Origin of the sequence: Nocardioides pini (assembly GCF_026712185.1) — a bacterium.
Lineage (GTDB): Bacteria > Actinomycetota > Actinomycetes > Propionibacteriales > Nocardioidaceae > Nocardioides > Nocardioides pini.
Genome location: NZ_JAPPUX010000001.1, coordinates 47701 through 67136 on the forward strand (window position 1 = coordinate 47701; position 19436 = coordinate 67136).

The following is a 19436-nucleotide window of genomic DNA, read 5'->3' on the forward strand; positions in this document are numbered from 1 at the left end:
TCGTGCTCGGCGTGGTGGGCACCGAGACTACGGCGCGGCGCGTCAGGCGGCGAGACGGTTGAGGACGTTGGTCATGTCGTCCTCGGTGTCGCTGCCGATCTTCTCGAAGACGATCTTCATCACCGGGTCGGCGATCCTGGCCGCGCCCTTGAGCTCGATGACGGCCTCGTAGGTGATGCGGCTGCCCGGCCCGTCGGGGCTGGGCACGACGGTGATCGTGTCCACGGAGCGCGCCGTGTCGTTGTGGCCGACCAGCACGATCTGGTCGTCGGTCAGCTGCTGGAGCGTGTAGGTCAGCTCGGTGGTCACGCCGGCGATCTTCGAGACGTTGTGCCACGTCGATCCGACGCGGACGGGCCCCGAGTCCTGGCGGGTGCACGACTCGGTGCCGGGGTCCCACTGCTCCGCGTTGCCGAAGTCCTTGAGGTAGTCGAGGACGACTGCGGGCTGGGGACGGACGTCGAAGGTGCGGCTCACGGTGGTCATGCCTCGACAGTAGGCAGACGGCCGTGCAGGACAGACCGCCCGAACGGGTGCGCGCCCCGCACCTTGTCCGCGAGCGGCCGGATCGGCCAGATTGGGCCCATGCCACGCGACCTGCCGGACCTGCCCGGAGCCGCCGACCACCTCGAGCTGTGCCTGCGCCTGGCCGAGGAGGCACTCGAGGACGGGGACGGTGCCTTCGGCTCGGTGCTGGTCGACGCCTCGGGTGCCGTCCTGCGCACCGGGCGCAACCGCGAGGTCTCCGGCTCGGACCCGACCGCCCACCCGGAGCTCGAGCTGGCCCAGTGGGCGGCCGCCCACGTGCCCGAGGAGGAGCGCGCGGGCTGCGTCGTCTACACCTCGGGCGAGCACTGCCCGATGTGCGCCGCCGGCCACGCGTGGGTCGGCCTCGGGACGGTCGTGTACGCCGCCTCGTCCGCGCAGCTGTCGCAGTGGCGGGCCGGATGGGGACTGCCGGCCTCGCCCGTCGCCGCCCTGCCGATCGAGGACGTCGCCCCCGGTGTGCGCGTCCACGGACCCGTCGCGCCGTACGACGACCGCGTCCGCGAGCTGCACCGGCGCGGCCTCGAGCGGTGACCGACACACCGGACACCGTCCTCACCGGCGCACGTGTCTTCGACGGCTCCCGCCACCTCGGTGACGTCGGCGACGTGCTCGTGCGCGACGGCCGCGTCGCGGCGGTCGGCGGCTCGCTGCGCACGCCCGGGGTCGAGGTCGTCGACTGCGGCGGGGCGCTGCTCCTGCCGGGGTTCACCGACGCGCACGTCCACCCCGTGCAGGGCGGCCTCGAACGACTGACGTGCGACCTCAGCTGCCTGCCGATCGACCGTGCCGCCTACCTCGCGCACGTGGCGTCGTACGCCGCCTCCCGCCCCGAGCTCGAGTGGGTGCAGGGCGGCGGCTGGGCGATGGCCGCCTTCCCCGGCGGGCTGCCGACCGCGGCCGAGCTCGACGCCGTGGTCGCCGACCGCCCCGCCGCGCTGGTCAACCGCGACCACCACGGCATGTGGGTCAACAGCCGTGCGCTCGAGGTTGCCGGCATCACCCGCGGGACCCCCGACCCCGCCGACGGTCGCGTCGAGCGGGACGCCTCGGGCGAGCCGACCGGCGTGCTGCACGAGGGCGCGATGGACCTCGTGCTCGCGGTGCTCCCGACACCGACGGCCGAGGAGCTCCGCGCCGGCCTGCTCGAGGGCCAGCGCCACCTCCTGTCCCTGGGCGTCACCGGCTGGCAGGACGCGATCGTCGGGGCGTACGCCGGCATGCAGGACACCGGCCCGACGTACCTGCGCGCGGCCCGCTCGGGCGACCTCCGGGCCACGGTGGTCGGGGCGCTGTGGTGGGAGCGCGAGCGCGGCCTGGAGCAGGTCGCCGAGCTCGTCGCGAAGCGGGAGGCCTACTCCCACGGGCGCTTCGCCGCGACCTCGGTGAAGATCATGCAGGACGGCGTGGCGGAGAACGGGACCGCCGCCCTCGTCGAGCCGTACCTCGACCGGTGCGGGCACCCGACGACCAACGCGGGACTGTCGTTCGTCGACCCGGCCGCCCTGCGCGGCATCGTCCGCGCCCTCGACGAGGCCGGTTTCCAGGTGCACGTCCACGGCCTCGGCGACCGCGGGGTGCGCGAGGCGCTCGACGCGCTCGAGGGCACCGAGCCGCTGCACCGCCACCAGGTCGCGCACCTCCAGCTGGTGCACCAAACCGACGTGCCGCGGTTCGCCGAGCTGCAGGTCGCGGCCAACATCCAGGCGCTCTGGGCCTGCTACGACGAGCAGATGGTCGACCTCACCATCCCGTTCCTCGGCGAGGAGCGGGCGGGCCGGCAGTACCCCTTCGGCGACCTCCACCGCGCCGGTGCCCGACTCGTCGCCGGCAGCGACTGGCCGGTCAGCACCCCGAACCCCCTCGAGGCGGTCCACGTCGCCGTCCACCGCATGGCGTACGACGACCCCGGTCGGGCGGGCACCGAACCCTTCCTGCCCTCGCAGGCGCTGTCGCTGGAGGTGGCGCTGGCGGCGTACACCTCCGGCTCCGCGTGGGTCTGCCACCGCGACGACGCCGGGATGGTCGAGCCCGGTGCGGTCGCCGACCTCGTCCTCCTCGACCGCGACCCCTTCGACGCCCCCGGCGAGGTCGGCGCCGCCCGGGTCGAGCGGGTGTGGATCGGGGGAGAGGTCGTCGTCGGCTGACGCCCGCTCGCCGGTCCGCGCAAGCACCAGGAAGGCAGTTCGTGGGCTCGAAGGCGGGCGGCACGCTCAGGCTGTCCTTCGCGGGCTCGAACTGCCTTCATGGTGAGCCCAAGGCTCGCCGATCAGCGGCGGCCGCGGGGAGTCACTTCGAGGCAGGCGTCGCTAGGTAACCTCGACAGCATGGCACCCAACATCGCGACGAACACCGAGGTCGGGCTCGACGAGCTTCTGGAGTTCGTCCGCCCGCGCCACCGGATGCTGCTCATCACCGAGCGCGCGGACGGCAGCCCGCAGGCCTCGCCGGTCAGCGGCGGCGTCGACGACAGCGGCCGGATCGTCATCGCCACCTACCCGCAGCGCGCGAAGACGAGGAACGCGCGGCAGCGACCCGGCGTCTCGGTCGTCGTCCTCTCCGACGAGTGGGACGACGCGTGGGTGCAGGTCGACGGGACGTGCGAGGTGCTCGACGCCAGCGAGGGGGAGGAGGCGCTCGACGGCTTCGTCGAGTACTTCCGCACCATCGCCGGCGAGCACTCCGACTGGGACGAGTACCGCCGGGCGATGGTGGACCAGGGCAAGTCCCTGCTCCGCATCACCCCGACCCGCTGGGGCACCGTCTCCACCGGCGGCTTCCCGCCCGAGGTCGCCGCGCGTCGGGGCTGAGCGTCGCTGCGCGGCCTTTTTCACGAGGGCTGTCACGATGAAGGGCATGCAGACCACCGCCCGCGAGCCCGCGTGGAAGGCCGCCGCGCTCGTCACCGGCGGGTTCGTCGCGCTGCTGTGGGTGCTCGAGATCCTCGACGCGGCGACGGGCCACCCGCTCGACGCGTACGGCGTCCAGCCCCGCAGCGAGGACGGGCTCGTGGGCGTGGCGCTCGCGCCGACGCTGCACTTCGGCTTCGACCACCTGGTCAGCAACACCGTGCCGGTGCTCGTCCTCGGCTTCCTCACCCTCGCCAGCGGCGTGGCCCGCGGGCTCGCGGCCACCGCGATCATCTGGGTCGTCGGCGGTCTCGGCGTCTGGCTCTTCGCCCAGCCGGGCAGCACCCACGCCGGCGCCTCGGTGCTGATCTTCGGCTGGATCGTCTACCTGGTCGTCCGCGGCTTCCTCAACCGCCGCACCATCGAGATCTTCATCGGGGTCGCGGTCTTCCTGCTCTACAGCGGCGCGCTCCTCGGCGTGCTCCCCGGACAGCCGGGCGTCTCGTGGCAGGGCCACCTCTTCGGCGCCATCGGGGGCTTCGTCGCCGCGCGGGTGCTGACCACCCGGCAGCGCAGTGAGTCGAGCATCACGTACTGATCGGTAACAAACCCCGGACGGGCGCACGGCCGCGCTCCTAGCCTGCCCGTCATGCGCGCTCCCGCCCTCCGCCCCCTCGTCCCCACCGCCCTCCTCGCCGCCTTGCTCCTCCCGGGACTCACCGCCTGCGGCGGGGACGCCGACGCCACCTCGGGGTCCGGGGCGGCCTCGCGCGCCGAGGACGAGGCGCTCGCCGACTGGGAGGCGGCGCTGGCCGACGAGCTCGGCACCGGGACCTTCGACTTCGCCGCGCTGCGTCAGGCCGCGGCCGCCGACTGCGTCCGCACCGACGCCGCGGACTGGACCGTCGAGCTGGCGCTCAGCGGCGACCTGTCGACGTCCACGCTCACCCGCATCGGCCTCGAGCACGCCTGCGCCGACGTGGTCCCGGCCTTCGACGAGGCCGTGGCCACCGTCGAGCAGGCGGCCGACCCGCTCGACCTGGTGTGCGGCCCCGACGTCGAGCTCTCGGGCGAGGCGGCCCTGTCCGCCGACCTGGTCTGCGCCAACCGCTAGGCCTCGTCGCTCCTCGACCGCCTCACCAGTGGCCTGGTCGCCGGGCCCTCGAGCACCTCTCCCTCCGCGGAGAAGCGCGAGCCGTGCAGCGGGCAGTCCCACGTCTCCTCGGCGTCGTTCCACTTCAGCAGCCCGCCGAGGTGGGTGCAGACGCCGACGACGCCGCACTGGTCGGCCTTGGCCGGTCCGGCGTTGCCCGGCAGCCGCTCGCGCGCGGCCCGTACGGCCCCGGTGACGAGCGCGGCGCCGACGCCGAGGTTGATCCGGGCGATCTCACCCGCCTCGGACACCGACGGGGTGCGGCCGCTGAGCGTGCGCGCCCACGGCGGCATGTCGCCGAGGATGTCGGAGGAGATGGCGCGGGCCGCGACGACGGCGTTGGTCATGCCCCACTTCTCGTAGCCGGTGGCGACGTGGATCCGGTCGCCGCCCAGCCGCAGCGGACCGACGTACGGCACCCCGTCGGGGCTGCTGTAGTCCTGCGCCGACCAGTGGTGGGTCTCGGTGGTGGCCGGGTACCACTCCGCCGCCCACGCCCGCAGGGCCTCGAGGTGGGCGAGGTGGGAGTCCGTACGACCGACGACGTGGCCGGCGCCGCCGAGGACGAGCGTGCCTCCGGGGGCGTCGCGCACCGACCGGGCATCGGACCCGGCGGAGAGGTACATCCCCTCCATCGGCCCCGCGCCGTCGAGGGCGAGCACGTAGGAGCGTTGCGGCTCGAGCCGCGCGAAGTGCAGCCCCCGGTCGAGGATCGGGGTGCCGGTGGCCAGCACGAGGTGGTCGGCGGTCAGGGTCTCGCCACCCTCGAGGCGGACGGTCGGGCGGCCGCCCTTCGAGACCGACCGCACCCGGTGTCCCTGGTGCAGGGTGCCGCCGTGCTCGCGGAGCTGCTGGGCGAGCGCGGCGAGCACGTCCATCGCGTCGAGCTGGGCCTGGTCGGCGAGCGCCGTCGCGGCCACGTGCGGGAAGGGCACGTCGAGGGTGTCGCGCCACTCGACCGCCAGGCCGAGGGCGGAGGCGGCCTCGTGCTCCCGCTCGACCGACGAGCGCTCCTGCTCGTCGGCGGCGTACGTCACCGCGGTGCGGCGCTGGTAGTCGACCCCGTGGTCGTCGCAGAAGCGCAGCAGCCACTCCATGCCCTCGCGGTTGGCGTCGACGTAGGCGGCCGCGACGTCCTCGCTCTGGTGGCTGCGGATGCGCGAGAGGTGGGTGCCCTGCAGGAGCGAGACCTTGCCGGTCGTCCGGCCCGTCGTCACGGCGCCGACCTGGCGGGCCTCGACGCACGCGACCCGCATCCCGGAGCGGGCGAGCAGGAGGCTGGTCGTCAGGCCGGTCAGTCCGGCCCCCACGACCACGGCGTCCAGCGCCTCCCCGGAGCCGGGGAGGGGGTCGTCGGCGACCGGTGCCGCCCGGTCGAGCCAGAGGGAGGTCACGACTCGTCCTCGAGGGGCTGGTCGGTCTCGCCGGTCGCGTCGGGCCCGGGCGGAGCCGGGTCGGCGTTCACCGGGTCGGTGTCGAGGTGGGTCTGCGGGTCGGTCCAGGGATCCTGCGACCGGTCGTCGGACGGACTCATCTCTCCTCCTGAGGGCGGGGTGAGGGTGGGGTGGGGGTGTGGGTGTGGACACAGCTCGGGACGCGATCCCCGTACCCCGTCGCCGGGCTCGTAGTCACCCCGTCCGGCAGGTCGGGGGGATGGAGGCGTATGTCCTCCACCCCTGAGGGGTACACGTCAGTCACGCCGGGGTCGTCGAGCACGATCTCGGCGGCCAGCGCGAGACCCGCCGGTCTTGACCTCCCGTACGCCGTGCGAGGTGACTCCGGCGGGTTTCGTACGTGTCCTGCCGAGCGGCCTTGCTCAGGGCGTCGAGCTGCCCTGCCGGGTGAGCGGTCCGCCGCCGAGGTGGTCGAGCAGGTCGCGCGGGCCGTCGTGGACCCAGGACGCGCCCGCGGAGGCGAGGCGCTCGGCACTGATGCCACCGCTGCGCAGCCCGATGCACGGCACGCCCGCCGCCTCGGCTGACAACGCGTCCCACACGGCGTCACCGACGACGATCGCCTTGCCGCCCCCGGCGCGCTCGATCGCGAGCTCGACCATGTCGGGCGCGGGCTTGGTCGCCGCCTCGTCGGAGCCGGTGACGATCGCGGTCAGGTGCCGGCGTACGTCGACGAGCTCGAGGAGGGCGTCGACCAGGTCGGTCTCCGACGAGCTGGCCAGCACGAGCCGGTGCCCGTGGCCGGCGAGCGCCTCCACGAGGTCGGCGGCGCCGTCGAGGGCGCAGACGGTTCGCAGGTGCGAACGGAAGTAGTCGTCGTGCAGCTTGCGGACGTCGTCGCCGACGGCCGACTCGGCCGAGTCCCCGGCGACGTGGGCGACGAGCCGGTCGCCACCCATCCCGATCGCCTCGTGGACGCGCACGGCGCTCACGTGCAGGCCGACGTCGCGGAACGCCGCGTGCCAGGCGACGACGTGCTGGTAGACCGAGTCGACGAGCGTGCCGTCCAGGTCGAGGACGACGACGGGATGGTGCAGGGTCTCCGCGTTCACGGCGGCGCCGTACCCCGGGGGATGGGGTGCCATGCACCACCGCCCGGGCGGGTGTGGTGGGTCCTTTGCCGTCGGAGGAGCATCGAGGGCTCAGGCAACACCGATGTGTCGAGGGGATCGATATGGAGCTGCTGCCGCAGAGTCGGGAGGCGTTGGACGAGTACGTCACTGCGTCCATCGACGACATGGAGGGCCTGCTGCGGGTGATCGAGGGCTGGGCCGTGCGCTCGGTGCCCGACTGCGTCGCGCTGAGCGTGACGCTCCTCGACGAGGACCTGACCTTCACCCTGGTCGACCGGGAGGCGACGAGCGTCCCGGAGGATGCGGACGCCGTCCGCGAGACCGTCGAGACGGGGCCCGGTCCGCCGGGTCCGGCTGCGGGTGACGCCCACCCGCTCGACGAGCTCGACTGGGCCGACATGGCGCGCGAGCGCGCGTTCGGCACGATCGCCAGCACGGTGTGCCTGCCGGTCGTGGAGCACGGACGTGCCGTGCTCAACATCGACCTCTACGCCTCCACCGCCCACGCGTTCCGTGACCGCATCGACGGGCTCGTGGAGGCGCTCGGCGCGTGGCAGGCCGGCGCGGTCACCAACGCCGACCTGGGGTTCGAGACCCTCCGCCGCGCGCAGCACGCGCCCGAGCGGTTGCGCGAGCAGCGCCTCATCGACGTCGCGGTCGGCCTGGTGGCGGCCCGGATGGCCGTGACCACGGACATGGCGGCGCTGATGCTCCGCGAGGCCGCCGAGCGCGCCGGGGTCTCGGAGTCGGACGCGGCGTGCGTGGCCCGGGTGCTGCTGGCCTGAGCCCTTCACCCCGTCGGGCGCATGAGCCCCGCCCATCGGGGTACTGCGGGCCATGCAACAGCGACCCAACGCCCCCGTCTCCCGCCACGTCAAGGTCGGGATCATGGAGGAGAGCGAGCTCGTCGTCCACGGACTTCGCGCCATGCTCGAGCCCCACTCCGCACTCGTCACCCTGGTGGCTCACCGGGCCGACGGCCCCGCGCCCCTCGTCGACCTGACGCTCTACGAGCCCCACCGCCGCGCCGCGGGCGTGCGCCCCGCGCCGCAGCGCTTCCCGACCCGCATGGTGGCCTTCGGCTGGGACTGCAGTCCCGAGGCGGTCTCCACCGAGATGTCGCGCGGCGCCGCGGGATTCGTCAGCAAGTGGCTGCCCGCCCGGCGCCTGGTGTGGAACCTCCTGCAGGTCGCCGACGGCCGCGTGGTCGTCGACGCGTGGACCGGCCAGGCCGAGGCGGAGAAGGCGGCCGCCGAGAAGTGGCCCCTCACCCAGCGCGAGACCGAGGTGCTGTCGATGATCGCGGCCGGCAAGGCCAACCGCGACATCGCCGAGGAGACCAACCTGAGCATCAACTCGGTGAAGTCCTACATCCGGGGCGCCTACTCCAAGATCGAGGTGACCTCCCGCTCGCAGGCGGTGCTCTGGGCCATCCAGCACGGCCTGCTGATGTCGCCCGAGCCGGAGCAGACCCGCCCGCGCCTGCACGCCCACGCCGTGCGCTGATGACCCGGTTCGGCTACTTCCTCTCCTGCGAGGAGTACGCCCCCGACCAGCTGCTCGAGCAGGCGCGGCTGGCCGAGCGGGCCGGTTTCGACAGCCTCTGGATCAGCGACCACTTCCACCCGTGGACCAACGCCCAGGGGCAGTCGCCGTTCGTCTGGTCGATGATCGGGGCGATCGCGCAGGTGTGCGACCTGCCGGTCACCACTGCTGTGACCTGCCCGACCGTGCGCACGCACCCGGCGATCGTCGCGCAGGCCGCGGCGACGTCCGCGGTGCTGCTCGGTGAAGGGCGCTTCACCCTCGGGGTGGGGACCGGCGAGGCGCTCAACGAGCACGTCCTCGGCGACCGGTGGCCGCACACCGCGCAGCGCCTCGAGATGCTCGAGGAGGCGGTCGAGGTCATCCGCGAGCTGTGGACGGGTGAGGTGGTGTCCCGCGAGGGCCGGCACTACACCATCGACACGGCCCGCATCTACACGCTGCCCGACCAGCCGCCGCCCATCTACATGAGCGCCTTCGGCCCGAAGGCGCTCGACGTGGCGTGCCGGATCGCCGACGGCTTCATCACCACCCAGCCCGACGCCGAGTCGGTGGAGACGTTCCGGGCGGCCAAGGGACCTGACGCCCCCACGCAGTCGGGGTTCAAGGTCGCCTGGGGTCCGACGCGCGACGAGGCGATCGACGCGGCCTACGAGCTGTGGCCCAACTCCGGCGTCCCAGGAGAGCTCAGCCAGGTGCTCCCGAGCCCGCAGCACTTCGAGCAGGCCAGTGAGCTGGTCACGCGCGAGGCGTTCGCGGAGAAGGGCGCCTTCGGGCCCGACGTCGCCGAGCACGTGGAGGCCTACGCGCCGTTCGTCGACGCCGGCTTCGACGAGGTGTACGTCGCCAACATGGGGCCGCACTACGCGGACATGATCGCGGCCTACGGCTCCGACGTCCTCCCGCAGCTGCGCGACTGACGCCGGTCGGCCGCGCGGCTCAGTCGTCGTACTCGGGGTCGCCCTGCACGTCCGCGGGCCGCGCCTCGTGGCCCTCGCGCCCGCGGGTGCGCCGCAGCTCCTTCATCTCCGCCTCGAAGACGTGGCGCTGGCCGTTCATCAGCTCGTCGAGGGCCCGCTGGTGCAGGCCCTTCGCGCGGGCGTAGAAGCCGTCGTCGAACTCGTCGACCATCTGGAAGGACCACATCCCCGGCAGCGGGTTCTGGCCGAGCACGTCGCGGTCCATCGCGTCGGCGATGTCGGTGTGGCCGGCCTTGCGCACCAGCTCCTCGGCCTCCTCGAGCGTCGACTCGGCGCTGCCCATGAGGCGGTGGAAGGCGTAGAGGTGGCCGCGTGCGTCCTCGACGTGGTCGAGGGCGGCGGACAGCTTGCCGACCGCCTCGACGGTCTCGTCGGTGACACCGTCGGGCCGGCGGTGCTCGGGGGAGGGCTGGTCGTCCATGTTCCGAGGCTCACAGATCCGCGACCTGCCTGACCACATGCCAACGGGCGGTCCGGGGCACTGGCAGTCCACGAACGCATGCACGTCGCATGCAGATCACACGACGGACCGAGGAGGTCTTCGCTCACATGAAGGCAGTCACCTGGCAGGGCAAGCAGGACATGCAGGTCAAGGAGGTCCCGGACCCGGTCATCGAGGAGCGCACCGACGTCGTCATCGAGGTGACGTCGACGGGGCTGTGCGGTTCCGACCTGCACCTCTACGACCCGCTGACGCCGTTCATGACGCCGGGCGACATCGTCGGCCACGAGCCGATGGGCATCGTGCGTGAGGTCGGGTCGGCCGTCACCTCCCTCGTCCCCGGCGACCGCGTCGTGGTGCCCTTCAACATCAGCTGTGGCACCTGCTGGATGTGCACGCGCGGCCTCTACAGCCAGTGCGAGACCACCCAGAACCGTGACACCGGCACCGGCGCGAGCCTGCTCGGCTACAGCAAGCTCTACGGCCAGGTGCCCGGTGGGCAGGCCGAGATGCTGCGCGTCCAGTTCGGCGACACGCTCCCGATCAAGGTGCCGCACGGACCGACGGACGACCGCTTCCTGTTCCTCTCCGACGTGCTGCCCACCGCCTGGCAGGCCGTGGAGTACGCCGACGTCGAGGACGGCGGCACGCTGCTGGTCGTCGGCTCCGGACCGATCGGCGACATGGCCACCCGGATCGCCCTGCACCGCGGCCTGCGCGTCATCGTGGTCGACTCCGTGCGCGAGCGGCTCGCCCGCGTGCACGGCCGCGGCGCCGAGACCATCGACTTCACCGAGGTCGACGGGGTGGGCGACGCGGTGCGCGAGCTCACCGACGGCCGCGGTGCCGACGGGGTGATCGACGCCGTCGGCATGGAGGCGCACGGCTCGCCCGTCGCCGAGACCGCGCAGAAGGCGCTCGGCCTGCTCCCCAAGAAGGTGCAGGAGAAGGTCATGCTCAACTTCGGCGTCGACCGCCTCGCCGCCCTCATGAGCTGCATCGACAGCGTGCGTCGCGGCGGCACCATCAGCATCTCCGGCGTCTACGGCGCCCCCACCGACCCGCTGCCGATGTTCCAGCTGTTCGACAAGCAGGTGCAGGTGCGGATGGGCCAGGCCAACGTCCGCCGCTGGAGCGACGACATCCTCGCCCTCCTCGACCAGGAGGAGGACGTGCTCGGCGTCGAGTCGTTCGCCACGCACCACCTGTCGCTCGACGACGCCCCCGAGGCCTACCGCAAGTTCCGCGACAAGGAGGACGGCATGGTGAAGGTGGTGTTCAAGCCGTGAGACTGCCCAAGCCGCGGGGCGGGCTGAGCGAGTGGCTCGTCGCCCGCCTCGCGGAGCCGGGGCTGACCGGCTCGGCTCCCGGGGCGGACTCGTGGGACGACGAGTCGATCTCCCTCTGGACGCTGCACGAGCTGTCCTTCCGCGGCTTCGAGGACGCCGACGACCGCGCCGAGTGGGACCCCGACCTGCTCGGCGTACGTCGTGACCTCGAGACCGCCCTCGAGGAGCGGCTGCGCGCGCGGTGGACCGAGGCCGGCGCTGTCGCGGCGCCCGCCCCCGCCGACGTGCCGACCGCCCTCGAGGACCTCGTCGCCGCCGACGACGGCCCGTCGCTGGCCGACTTCGTCCGCCGGCGCGCCGACCGCGACCAGGTGCTCGAGCTGCTGCGGCAGCGCTCGGTCTACCACCTCAAGGAGTCCGACCCCTCGGCCTTCGTCGTGCCCCGCCTCCCGGTGCGCGCCAAGGCGGCCCTGATGGCGCTGCAGTTCGACGAGTACGGCGACGGCGACCCCAACCGCCTCCACTCCCACCTCTTCGCCCGCGGCCTCGAGGCCGTCGGGCTGCGCGCGGAGTACGGCGCCTACGTCGACGACGCGATCCCCGAGAACCTCGAGATGAACAACGCCGGATCCCTCTTCGGCCTCCACCGTCGGCTGCGCGGCGCGGCGATGGGGCACCTCGCCGCGTTCGAGATGACCAGCTCGCTGCCCTCCCGCAAGATGGTGCAGGGCCTCGAGCGGCTCGGGCTCGAGGGGCCGATGGCCGACTACTACGACGAGCACGTCGAGGCCGACGCCATCCACGAGCACCTCGCTGCCCGCGACATCTGCGGCACCCTCGCCGACGACGAGCCCGACCAGGCGGCCGAGGTCCTCTTCGGGGCCTTCACCTGCCTCGACGTCGAGGCACGCTTCGCGACCGCGATGCTCCGCGTCTGGGAGCCGCAGCGGTGAGCGAGCGCGACTTCGACCACCCCGACGTCGTGCTCGTGCCCCACGGCCCGATGCTGCTGCGCGGCGCGGAGTCCGTGCAGGACCTCGAGGGCACGGTCCACGCCGTGGACCGCCCGGTGGTCGCCCTCTGCCGCTGCGAGAAGTCGAGCCGCCTGCCCTGGTGCGACGGGACCCACAAGGTCATCCCGCGCTGAGCGGCGTACGGCCTGGGTCCCGGAGCGGTGTCGGAGCCACATTCCGGAGCCCCCGGACGTGGCTGGGCCACCGCCGCGGGCGTGTCGGTCGACGGCGCGCTAGCAGCGGTGCGGGAGCCACATTCCTGCGCCGGGGAATGTGGCTGGGACACCGCCCCACCGCGCGCCAGGCGTACGCCGGCGGCGCGGGGTCAGGCGCGGTCGATGCGGGCGAGCACCCCGCGCACCTGTTGGCGTACCTCGACCATCGCGAGCCGGCCCTCGGTGAAGCAGGGCTCCCCGCGCAGGGCGTCGGCCTGTGCGCGGGTCCCGACCTGGAGCACGGCCGAGCCGCCGGGGGCGAGGTGGTCGTCGATGACCGCGAGGCAGGCGCGTGCCACGTCGAGGCCGTCGTCGCCGCCGTCGATCGCGGTGAGCGGGTCCTCGGGGTAGCGGGAGGTCTGCTCGCGCGGCACCCACGGAGGATCGGCGATGACCACCGGGAACGTCTCGTCGGGCGCGAGTGCCTCCTGCAGCCGCGCCTCGCGCACCTCGACCCGCTCGGCGATCCCGGCGGCGAGGGCGTTCGCCCGGGCGTAGTCGCACGCGACGGGGTTGGCGTCGACGCAGACCAGGCGGCGACCGGACGTCGCGACCGCCAGCAGGCCGATGTGCCCGGCGCCGGCGCAGAGCTCCAGCACCGTCCCGCCCGGCGCGGTCGTCATCAGGTCGGCCGCCCATTCGGACTGCGCGGCGGTCCACTCCCGCGGCCGCAGCACGCGGTCGTCGAAGGCGATGGTGAGGGACCCGAAGGTCAGCTGGTCGGTCATCGGCGGATCCTTCGGTGCCAGAGGGCGGCGCGGGCGGCGTTGGCGCCGGCCGAGCCGTGGACGCCGCCACCGGGGTGCGCGGAGGCGGAGGCGAGGTAGAGCCCCGGCAGGCCGGTGGTGGCGCGGCCGCGCATGGACGGGACAGGTCGGAAGACGAGCTCCTGGTGGAGCTGGGACGTGCCGCCGTTGACGGCCCCGCCGACCAGGTTGGCGTCGCGGGCCTCGAGCTCGTGGGGTCCGAGCACCCGGCGCTCCATGACCAGGTCGCCGAACCCGGGCGCCCGCGCCTCGATCCGCGCCTGCATCCGGTCGGCGAAGCGCTGCGCGTCGTCGTGGCCCCACGCTCCGGAGACCTCGTCCGCGGCGTCGCGGCGGGTCCTCCCGGGCTGCGGCACGTGCGTGTAGGCCCAGAACGACTCGGTGCCCGCCGGCGACCGGGTGGGGTCGCTCGACGTCATCTGCCCGGTGAGCAGGAACGGCCGGTCCGGGACGACGCCCGACGAGACCTGGGCCAGCGTCTGGGACATCTCCTCGACCGAGTCGGCGACGTGCACGGTGCCCGGCGCGCGGTCGGGACGGTTGGTCCACGGGATCGGCCCGGAGAGCGCCCAGTCCACCTTCACGGTGCCGGGGTCGAGCTCGAAGTGGCGCATGCCGCGCACGAGCCGCGCGGGCAGGTGCTCCTCGGCGACGAGCCCCCCGAAGAGGTGGGTGGCCGACACGTCGGCGAGCACGGCGCGGGTGGCGTACGACTGCCCGTCGCGGGTGCGTACGCCGGCCACGCGGCCGCCGCGGACGTCGACGGACGTCACCTCGGCGTCCGTCACGAGCTCCGCGCCGAGGGACGTGCAGCGCGCGACCAGCGCGTCGGTGAGCCGCTGGGCGCCGCCCCGCGGGACGGGGAAGCCGACCGTCTGGCCGAGCATCGTCATCAGCACCCCGAAGACCCCCGAGCCCGGTGAGCCGAGAGGGAAATCGGCGTGGCCGGCGTTGCCGTTGAGCAGCAGCTGGGCGGCCGGGCCGTGGAAGAGCTCGCGGCCGAGCGAGGCGACCGGCGTCGCCAGGCGCCGGACGGTGTCGAGGCCGCCGGAGCGGGCCAGCGCCGGCACCAGCCGCGCTCCCGCGCGCACCGGCGGGAAGGGCGAGGTGAGGCCGTCGACCAGCGCCGGGCCGATCCGGTCCCAGGCGGCGCAGAGCTCCAGCCAGGCGTCGCCGTCGCCCGGGTGGAGGGCGTCCAGGCCGGCGGCGGTGTCGTGGCGGTCGCGGTGCAGCACCGCCCACTGCCCGTCGCCGAACTGGTGGCCGAGCACCGACGGGGCGTGCTCCCACCTCAGCCCGTGCTCCTCGAGCCGCAGGCCGGTCATCGCGCGCGAGGCGACGGCGAGCGGGTAGAACGCGCTGAACGTGTCGTGGACGAAGTCGGGGTGCACCTCGCGGTCGCTGCGGACCGCGCCACCGGGGGTCGGCTGCGCCTCGAGCACGAGCACCCGCCACCCGGCGTCGACCAGCAGGTTGGCGGCGACCAGGCCGTTGGGTCCGGCCCCGACGACGACCGCGTCGTAGGCGCCCGACGCGCCGGCGCTCACCGCGTCCGTCCCTCCACCACGAACGCCAGGCGCTTCAGGGCCTCGGTGTTTCGCCAGTGGAGCTGGGGGTCGCGCAGGGGCTTGGGGACCAGGACGCCGGGTCCGGCGGTGGCGTCCTCCTTCATCGTGACGAGCGTCGAGGCGCCGTCGGGGCGCAGCGAGATCTCGACGTGGGCCTCGCCCGCCGGCCAGCCGCGGGCCTTGAGGAGCAGGCGCCTGCCCTCCTCCACCTCGAGGACCTCGGTCGTGTCGTCGATCAGCAGCGGCCACGTCCCGACGCTGTGGTGCAACCGGGCACCGACCGCGGGCCACGACTCGTCGACGTCCCGCATCCGGGACGCACCGACGACGAAGAGCGGGTAGAGCCAGCCGTCGGCCAGGACCTCCCAGACCTGCTCGGGTGTCGCGGACACGGTTCGGGTCGTGGTGCTCATGGTGTGGTCTCCTCGGTGGTGCGCGTGGGTGTCTCGCGGATCCAGTGCCCACCTTCTCGCCGGACCAGTCCCCGGCGCTCGAACTCCTCGAGCCACCCGGTCATCGGCCACGCGCCCCACCGCTCGTGGAACAGCCGGCCGTTGCGCAGGATGTCGTCGAGGTGCTCGACCGGCGGGCTGCTCACGGGGTGGTGCTGGTGGTAGGCGCGCGCTCCGCCGACCCACCCCAGCCCGATGCCGCTGGCCACCGCCGTACGACCCAGGTCGGTGTCCTCGCCGCCGTAGCCGGCGTAGTCCTCGCAGAAACCCCCGAGGCGCCCCCACGTCGCGGGGTCCACGGCGAACGACAGCGACCAGAAGAGGTCCGGGTCGTCGGACTCCAGCAGCTCGCCGGGCGCCGGGCTCGGTCGCGCGGGGTGCGGGTCGTCCCAGCCCGCGAGGTCCGCGGGGTCGTCCGGGTAGCCGCCGGGTGGGGGAGGAGGCAGGTAGGTCACCGGACCCGACCAGATGCGTCCCGGTCGAGCGGTGACGACGTCGGCGTACGACGCCACGAGACCGGCCCCGGCCAGGCAGTCGACGTCGAGGAGCACGACCACGTCGGCGCCGGCGTCGATCGCCGTGCGGACACCGAGGTTGCGGGCGGCAGCCAGGGGCAGCCGACCGCCGGGGCCGCGGCCGATGCCGACGACCTCACGGACGAGACCGTCGTCGTCGGCCACGACGATCCCGGGGTCGTCCATCGCGACGGCGAGGTAGTGGTCGGGCCGGTGGGTTGCGCGGGCGAGCGAGCGGTGCTGCGCCGCGAGGTGCTCGTGCCGGCCGTGGGCGATCGTGACGACGGCCACGTGGGTCACGGGATCGCCCTCACGCGGTCTCGGGTGGCGACGACGACGTCGGCGAAGCGGTCGGCCGCCCACCCGTCGCACCACTGGGTCCAGCCCCGCGGGTCGAGCGCTGCGGCCCGGTCCAGCACGCCGCCCCACTCGCCGGCCGCGGGCCACGTGGTGCGCACGACGGCGGGCCAGCCGTGCGCGAGCACGTCACCGGTCGCCCGCTGCTCGTCGTGGGGGCGCTGCTGGGGCAGCACGACCGCCGGGCGGCGGGCCGCTGCCGTCTCGGCGAGCGCGTTCTGCCCGGCGTGGGTGACGACGACGTCGGCCCCGGCGAGCACGGCCGACGGGTCGTCGACCCACGTGCTGCGGTCGGCGCCCAGGACGTGCCAGCGCCAGCCGGGCGTCGCCCCGCGGGCCAGGCGTACGTCGTCCGCGCTGACGTCGTGCCCGCCCGAGCCGAGCATCAGCGCGACGGTGCGCTCGTGGGTGTGCGGGCGGGGGCGCAGCACGGGCCGCACGGGGTGGCGGGACAGCGCCCCCACGGGCACCAGCCGCTCGCGCAGGCCGTCGGGCAGCCCGGGCGTCATGTCGTGCGCCGTGCGTGGCCAGAAGCCGACCAGCGCCTCGGCGACCCCGAGTCCCAGGAGGTGGGCGGGGTCGTCGCGTCGACCGGGGAGCACCACGCCGACGGCGGGGATCCCGTGCAGGCGGGCCAGCAGGAGCACCTCGACCGAGACGTCGACGACGAGCAGGTCGGGGCGGGCCTCCTCGATCCACGCGCTGATGGCAGCGGCCCGGGACCGGGTGCCGTCGTGGAGCAGCGGAGCCCAGTGGAGGTGCCCGTGGGCCGACACGCGCCGGGGCTCGCCGTCGTCGTCGTGGGGCAGCCGCACCCACTCGCCGTCCCAGCCGTCCGGGCGGGGCAGGGAGGACAGGCCGGTGACCGCGATCCCGTCGCGCCGGAGCCGGGCGGCGAGGACCGTGGCGCGGTGGCGGTGGCCGCTGCCCACGTGGTGCACGTAGTAGCCGACGACCCCTGTGGTGCCGTCGCCGGTCACGCGGCGTCGTCCTGGCGGGTCAGCTCGGCGTAGAGGTCGACGTAGCTGTCCACCATCGCGTCGGCGCTGCAGGTGGACTCGGCGTGGGCGCGCACTCCGGCGCGGTCGAGCCGTGCCGCGGCCACCACGGCCTCCGCCAGTGCGGCCGCGTCACCGGGCGCCGCGAGCACGCCACCCTGGGGGGACACCACCTGGCTCAGGCCTCCCCGGGCGAACGTCGCGACGGGGGTGCCGCTGGCCATGGCCTCCGCGGCGACGAGGCCGTAGGGCTCGTCCCACATCGGCGTCACCACCGCCACCGACGCCTGCCGCAGCAGGGCTGACAGCTCGCGCTGCGAGAGGTGTCCTGCGTAGTGGGCGTCGGCGCCCAGCAGCGGGGCCACCTCGCGGTCGAAGTAGGCCCGGTCCTGGACGGGACCGGCCAGCACGAGCGGCACACCGGCGATCCGGCAGGCCTCGACGGCCAGGTGGGGAGCCTTCTCCGGCACGATCCGCCCCGACCACACGGCCGGCCCGCCGCCCGGCCCCGCCGGCCAGTCGCGCAGGTCGAGCCCGTTGAGCACGACGTCGCTGTCGACCGCGTGGCGCCACGACCTGGCGGTCCACTCGCTCACCGACACGAAGCGCGGGGGGCGCGGGCACAGCGCCAGCGCCGACTCGATCATCGGGAGCGGCGGGGTGTGCAGCGTGGTCAGCATCGGGACGTCGACCGCCGGCGCCATCGCGATCGGCAGGTGGTGGAGGCTGTTGTTGTGCACGACGTCGTACTCCTCGGCGCCGGTGCGCGCGAGGGAGAGCATCAGGGCGAGGTAGGCGTGGTGCTCGGCCAGCCACCCGTGGCCGGGCGCGAACTTGTCGGCCATCGCCGCCGGGCTGACCTCCACCGTGGAGAGCGGGAGCAGGCGCACCGGCAGCGACGTGTCCGAGCCGGGCCCGGCGAAGAGCGTGACGTCGTGCCCGCGCTCGGCCAGCCCGCGCGCGGTCGTCCAGGTCATCGACTCCAGGCCGCCGGCGAAGGGCTCTCGGATGGGGAATCGGCTGGAGGCGATGAGGCAGATCCTCACCGGCCACCACCCGCCACGGCGTCGTACACCCGGGCGTGGGCGGCGGCGACCTGTGCGCGTTGTCGGCGGCGCTCGTCCACGTCGATCGGGACCGCTGCCTCGCCCGCACGGGCCCGCTGGACCGCGCGCACGAGGCTCTCGGCGCCGAAGTGGTCCTCGTCGTGCTCGTAGGTGACCACGGGACCCTGGTCGGCGTAGTAGCCGCACGAGGGGGCGATCACGGTCGTCCCGAGGTCGCGGCAGGCCTCGAGCCAGCCACTGTGCGTGCCGAAGCGGTAGGGCAGGACGGACACGTCGAGGGAGGCCAGGTAGGCCCACAGCGCGTCGTCGTCGAGGAAGTCGTGGATCTGCAGGTCGACCTCGCCGCGGGCGGCGTGGTCCTGCAGCGCCTCGGCCAGCGGGGCGTCGTACCTCGGCCCGCCGGGCACCAGCACGTCGCGGTGCCCGTTGACCTGCAGCACCGAGCCCGGGAGGTCGCGCACGGCGTCGACGAGCACGGGGAGCAGCGGGTGCGGGTGCATGCCGGCGCGGAGGCTCTTCACGTGCAGGCCGATGCGGAGCCCGCGGTCGCGCGGCCCCCGCCCGAGCACGTCACGCATCGTGGCGGCACGGCGCATCACGTCGAGGGGTACGACGTGGGGGTGCGGCACCACGACGGCCTCGCGTCCCCAGCGGGCGCGGATCTCGTCCGCGGCCCCCCGGGTCAGGGTGATGAGGGCGTCGGCCGCGGGCACCAGCACGTCCAGGTGGCGGTCGTGCGCCTCGCGGTCGAGGTGGTGGGGGTTGCGCAGGTCGTGGACCGTGAAGACCAGCGGCTTGCCGCGTCGGCGCAGAGCGGCGACCAGCTCCTCGAGCTCGGCCGGGCTGCGGGCGTCGAAGCCGAAGTGGAGGTGGAAGACGTCGAAGTCGTGGGTCTCGACCCACGCGGCGTCGAGCATGACGGGAGGCCACCACTGCTGCGTGGTGGCGGCACCCGGGGGCGTGGGGTCGGGCAACCGCACCGGTCCCGGGCCGTCCTCAGGCGCGAGGTGGCGGACGTAGACGTGGTTGGCCGGCACCGAGGCGATGACGAGGCGCCCGGTGCGGGGACGCGGCACGGCCCGCGCTGCGGGCGCGTGCGTCGTCATGTCGGAGGTGGTCACGGGCACAAGTACCCGCGCGCATGGGTGGCATG

The 19436-nt window shown here is 74.1% G+C and carries 23 protein-coding genes; 11 read left to right on the forward strand and 12 right to left on the reverse strand.

Features of this window, described 5'->3' with window-relative positions; all coding sequences use genetic code 11:
• Positions 1 to 42 precede the first annotated feature (42 nt).
• Positions 43 to 486, reverse strand: a complete 444-nt coding sequence (locus NYO98_RS00260) for an SRPBCC family protein (protein ID WP_268109508.1) — start codon at positions 484 to 486, stop codon at positions 43 to 45.
• Between the two features lie 99 nt (positions 487 to 585).
• On the opposite strand from NYO98_RS00260, the gene NYO98_RS00265 reads away from it, so the two are divergent.
• The 5 genes from NYO98_RS00265 (at position 586) to NYO98_RS00285 (ending at position 4509) form a co-directional block, all read left to right on the forward strand.
• A complete protein-coding gene (locus NYO98_RS00265; protein WP_268109509.1) occupies positions 586 to 1080 on the forward strand; it encodes a nucleoside deaminase in 495 nt (164 codons plus the stop codon).
• Positions 1077 to 2693: an amidohydrolase gene (locus NYO98_RS00270; protein ID WP_268109510.1), complete on the forward strand. Its 1617-nt coding sequence runs from the start codon at positions 1077 to 1079 to the stop codon at positions 2691 to 2693. Before NYO98_RS00265 ends, NYO98_RS00270 begins: the two co-directional genes overlap by 4 nt.
• Before the next feature lie 180 nt (positions 2694 to 2873).
• Positions 2874 to 3356, forward strand: a complete 483-nt coding sequence (locus NYO98_RS00275; RefSeq protein ID WP_268109511.1) for a PPOX class F420-dependent oxidoreductase — start codon at positions 2874 to 2876, stop codon at positions 3354 to 3356.
• Between the two features lie 46 nt (positions 3357 to 3402).
• Entirely contained in the window at positions 3403 to 3993 is a 591-nt protein-coding gene (locus tag NYO98_RS00280) for a rhomboid family intramembrane serine protease (protein WP_268109512.1), read from the forward strand.
• 51 nt (positions 3994 to 4044) lie between these two features.
• Positions 4045 to 4509 carry a hypothetical protein gene (locus NYO98_RS00285; protein ID WP_268109513.1) on the forward strand — a complete coding sequence of 155 codons (465 nt, stop codon included), beginning with the start codon at positions 4045 to 4047 and terminating at the stop codon, positions 4507 to 4509.
• On the opposite strand, the gene NYO98_RS00290 is transcribed toward NYO98_RS00285, so the two are convergent.
• From NYO98_RS00290 to NYO98_RS00300, 3 genes are all read right to left on the reverse strand, one after another.
• Positions 4506 to 5942, reverse strand: a complete 1437-nt coding sequence (locus NYO98_RS00290; RefSeq protein WP_268109514.1) for an FAD-dependent oxidoreductase — start codon at positions 5940 to 5942, stop codon at positions 4506 to 4508. The two genes, NYO98_RS00285 and NYO98_RS00290, sit on opposite strands and share 4 nt — an antisense overlap.
• The gene (locus NYO98_RS00295) at positions 5939 to 6082 is read right to left on the reverse strand and encodes a hypothetical protein (protein ID WP_268109515.1); all 144 of its coding nucleotides are present in this window, start codon (positions 6080 to 6082) and stop codon (positions 5939 to 5941) included. The genes NYO98_RS00290 and NYO98_RS00295 overlap by 4 nt, the downstream gene beginning before the upstream one ends.
• Before the next feature lie 282 nt (positions 6083 to 6364).
• Positions 6365 to 7054 (reverse strand): HAD family hydrolase, encoded by a 690-nt coding sequence (locus tag NYO98_RS00300; RefSeq protein ID WP_268109516.1) that lies wholly within the window; start codon positions 7052 to 7054, stop codon positions 6365 to 6367.
• A gap of 122 nt (positions 7055 to 7176) precedes the next feature.
• Between NYO98_RS00300 and NYO98_RS00305 the strand changes: the two genes are divergently transcribed.
• Genes NYO98_RS00305 through NYO98_RS00315 form a run of 3 tightly spaced genes read left to right on the forward strand, consistent with a single transcriptional unit; the run spans position 7177 to position 9540 of the window.
• Positions 7177 to 7860, forward strand: coding sequence for a hypothetical protein (locus NYO98_RS00305; protein ID WP_268109517.1), 684 nt, complete (start codon positions 7177 to 7179; stop codon positions 7858 to 7860).
• A gap of 52 nt (positions 7861 to 7912) precedes the next feature.
• Complete coding sequence (locus NYO98_RS00310; RefSeq protein WP_268109518.1) at positions 7913 to 8581, forward strand: helix-turn-helix transcriptional regulator; 669 nt, start codon at positions 7913 to 7915, stop codon at positions 8579 to 8581.
• Positions 8581 to 9540, forward strand: a complete 960-nt coding sequence (locus NYO98_RS00315) for a TIGR03557 family F420-dependent LLM class oxidoreductase (RefSeq protein ID WP_268109519.1) — start codon at positions 8581 to 8583, stop codon at positions 9538 to 9540. Before NYO98_RS00310 ends, NYO98_RS00315 begins: the two co-directional genes overlap by 1 nt.
• A 19-nt stretch (positions 9541 to 9559) precedes the next feature.
• Here NYO98_RS00315 and NYO98_RS00320 read toward each other — a convergent pair whose 3' ends face one another.
• A complete protein-coding gene (locus NYO98_RS00320; RefSeq protein WP_268109520.1) occupies positions 9560 to 10021 on the reverse strand; it encodes a hypothetical protein in 462 nt (153 codons plus the stop codon).
• An 89-nt stretch (positions 10022 to 10110) separates the two neighbouring features.
• On the opposite strand from NYO98_RS00320, the gene NYO98_RS00325 reads away from it, so the two are divergent.
• Genes NYO98_RS00325 through NYO98_RS00335 form a run of 3 tightly spaced genes read left to right on the forward strand, consistent with a single transcriptional unit; the run spans position 10111 to position 12478 of the window.
• The gene (locus NYO98_RS00325) at positions 10111 to 11331 is read left to right on the forward strand and encodes a zinc-dependent alcohol dehydrogenase (RefSeq protein ID WP_268109521.1); all 1221 of its coding nucleotides are present in this window, start codon (positions 10111 to 10113) and stop codon (positions 11329 to 11331) included.
• Positions 11328 to 12284, forward strand: a complete 957-nt coding sequence (locus tag NYO98_RS00330; RefSeq protein WP_268109522.1) for an iron-containing redox enzyme family protein — start codon at positions 11328 to 11330, stop codon at positions 12282 to 12284. Before NYO98_RS00325 ends, NYO98_RS00330 begins: the two co-directional genes overlap by 4 nt.
• Entirely contained in the window at positions 12281 to 12478 is a 198-nt protein-coding gene (locus NYO98_RS00335) for a CDGSH iron-sulfur domain-containing protein (RefSeq protein WP_268109523.1), read from the forward strand. Before NYO98_RS00330 ends, NYO98_RS00335 begins: the two co-directional genes overlap by 4 nt.
• A 191-nt stretch (positions 12479 to 12669) precedes the next feature.
• On the opposite strand, the gene NYO98_RS00340 is transcribed toward NYO98_RS00335, so the two are convergent.
• Genes NYO98_RS00340 through NYO98_RS00370 form a run of 7 tightly spaced genes read right to left on the reverse strand, consistent with a single transcriptional unit; the run spans position 12670 to position 19404 of the window.
• The gene (locus NYO98_RS00340; RefSeq protein WP_268109524.1) at positions 12670 to 13287 is read right to left on the reverse strand and encodes a methyltransferase; all 618 of its coding nucleotides are present in this window, start codon (positions 13285 to 13287) and stop codon (positions 12670 to 12672) included.
• Positions 13284 to 14873, reverse strand: coding sequence for a phytoene desaturase family protein (locus NYO98_RS00345; RefSeq protein WP_268109525.1), 1590 nt, complete (start codon positions 14871 to 14873; stop codon positions 13284 to 13286). The genes NYO98_RS00340 and NYO98_RS00345 overlap by 4 nt, the downstream gene beginning before the upstream one ends.
• The gene (locus NYO98_RS00350; protein WP_268109526.1) at positions 14870 to 15307 is read right to left on the reverse strand and encodes an SRPBCC family protein; all 438 of its coding nucleotides are present in this window, start codon (positions 15305 to 15307) and stop codon (positions 14870 to 14872) included. The genes NYO98_RS00345 and NYO98_RS00350 overlap by 4 nt, the downstream gene beginning before the upstream one ends.
• A complete protein-coding gene (locus NYO98_RS00355; protein ID WP_268109527.1) occupies positions 15304 to 16161 on the reverse strand; it encodes a glycosyltransferase family 2 protein in 858 nt (285 codons plus the stop codon). Before NYO98_RS00355 ends, NYO98_RS00350 begins: the two co-directional genes overlap by 4 nt.
• Positions 16158 to 17198, reverse strand: a complete 1041-nt coding sequence (locus NYO98_RS00360) for a glycosyltransferase (RefSeq protein WP_268109528.1) — start codon at positions 17196 to 17198, stop codon at positions 16158 to 16160. The genes NYO98_RS00355 and NYO98_RS00360 overlap by 4 nt, the downstream gene beginning before the upstream one ends.
• A complete protein-coding gene (locus tag NYO98_RS00365) occupies positions 17195 to 18262 on the reverse strand; it encodes a glycosyltransferase (protein ID WP_268109529.1) in 1068 nt (355 codons plus the stop codon). Before NYO98_RS00365 ends, NYO98_RS00360 begins: the two co-directional genes overlap by 4 nt.
• Positions 18259 to 19404 (reverse strand): glycosyltransferase, encoded by a 1146-nt coding sequence (locus NYO98_RS00370; protein ID WP_268109530.1) that lies wholly within the window; start codon positions 19402 to 19404, stop codon positions 18259 to 18261. Before NYO98_RS00370 ends, NYO98_RS00365 begins: the two co-directional genes overlap by 4 nt.
• Between the last annotated feature and the right edge of the window lie 32 nt (positions 19405 to 19436).

Excerpts from the sequence above, each read along its gene's own strand:
- NYO98_RS00265 (WP_268109509.1), top strand. The coding sequence starts at position 586 with ATGCCACGCGACCTGCCGGACCTGCCCGGAGCCGCCGACCACCTCGAG.
- NYO98_RS00305 (WP_268109517.1), top strand. The coding sequence starts at position 7,177 with ATGGAGCTGCTGCCGCAGAGTCGGGAGGCGTTGGACGAGTACGTCACT.
- NYO98_RS00280 (WP_268109512.1), top strand. The coding sequence starts at position 3,403 with ATGCAGACCACCGCCCGCGAGCCCGCGTGGAAGGCCGCCGCGCTCGTC.
- NYO98_RS00260 (WP_268109508.1), bottom strand. The coding sequence starts at position 486 with ATGACCACCGTGAGCCGCACCTTCGACGTCCGTCCCCAGCCCGCAGTC.
- NYO98_RS00350 (WP_268109526.1), bottom strand. The coding sequence starts at position 15,307 with ATGAGCACCACGACCCGAACCGTGTCCGCGACACCCGAGCAGGTCTGG.
- NYO98_RS00340 (WP_268109524.1), bottom strand. The coding sequence starts at position 13,287 with ATGACCGACCAGCTGACCTTCGGGTCCCTCACCATCGCCTTCGACGAC.
- NYO98_RS00285 (WP_268109513.1), top strand. The coding sequence starts at position 4,045 with ATGCGCGCTCCCGCCCTCCGCCCCCTCGTCCCCACCGCCCTCCTCGCC.
- NYO98_RS00325 (WP_268109521.1), top strand. The coding sequence starts at position 10,111 with ATGCAGATCACACGACGGACCGAGGAGGTCTTCGCTCACATGAAGGCA.
- NYO98_RS00315 (WP_268109519.1), top strand. The coding sequence starts at position 8,581 with ATGACCCGGTTCGGCTACTTCCTCTCCTGCGAGGAGTACGCCCCCGAC.
- NYO98_RS00320 (WP_268109520.1), bottom strand. The coding sequence starts at position 10,021 with ATGGACGACCAGCCCTCCCCCGAGCACCGCCGGCCCGACGGTGTCACC.
- NYO98_RS00310 (WP_268109518.1), top strand. The coding sequence starts at position 7,913 with ATGCAACAGCGACCCAACGCCCCCGTCTCCCGCCACGTCAAGGTCGGG.
- NYO98_RS00275 (WP_268109511.1), top strand. The coding sequence starts at position 2,874 with ATGGCACCCAACATCGCGACGAACACCGAGGTCGGGCTCGACGAGCTT.
- NYO98_RS00295 (WP_268109515.1), bottom strand. The coding sequence starts at position 6,082 with ATGAGTCCGTCCGACGACCGGTCGCAGGATCCCTGGACCGACCCGCAG.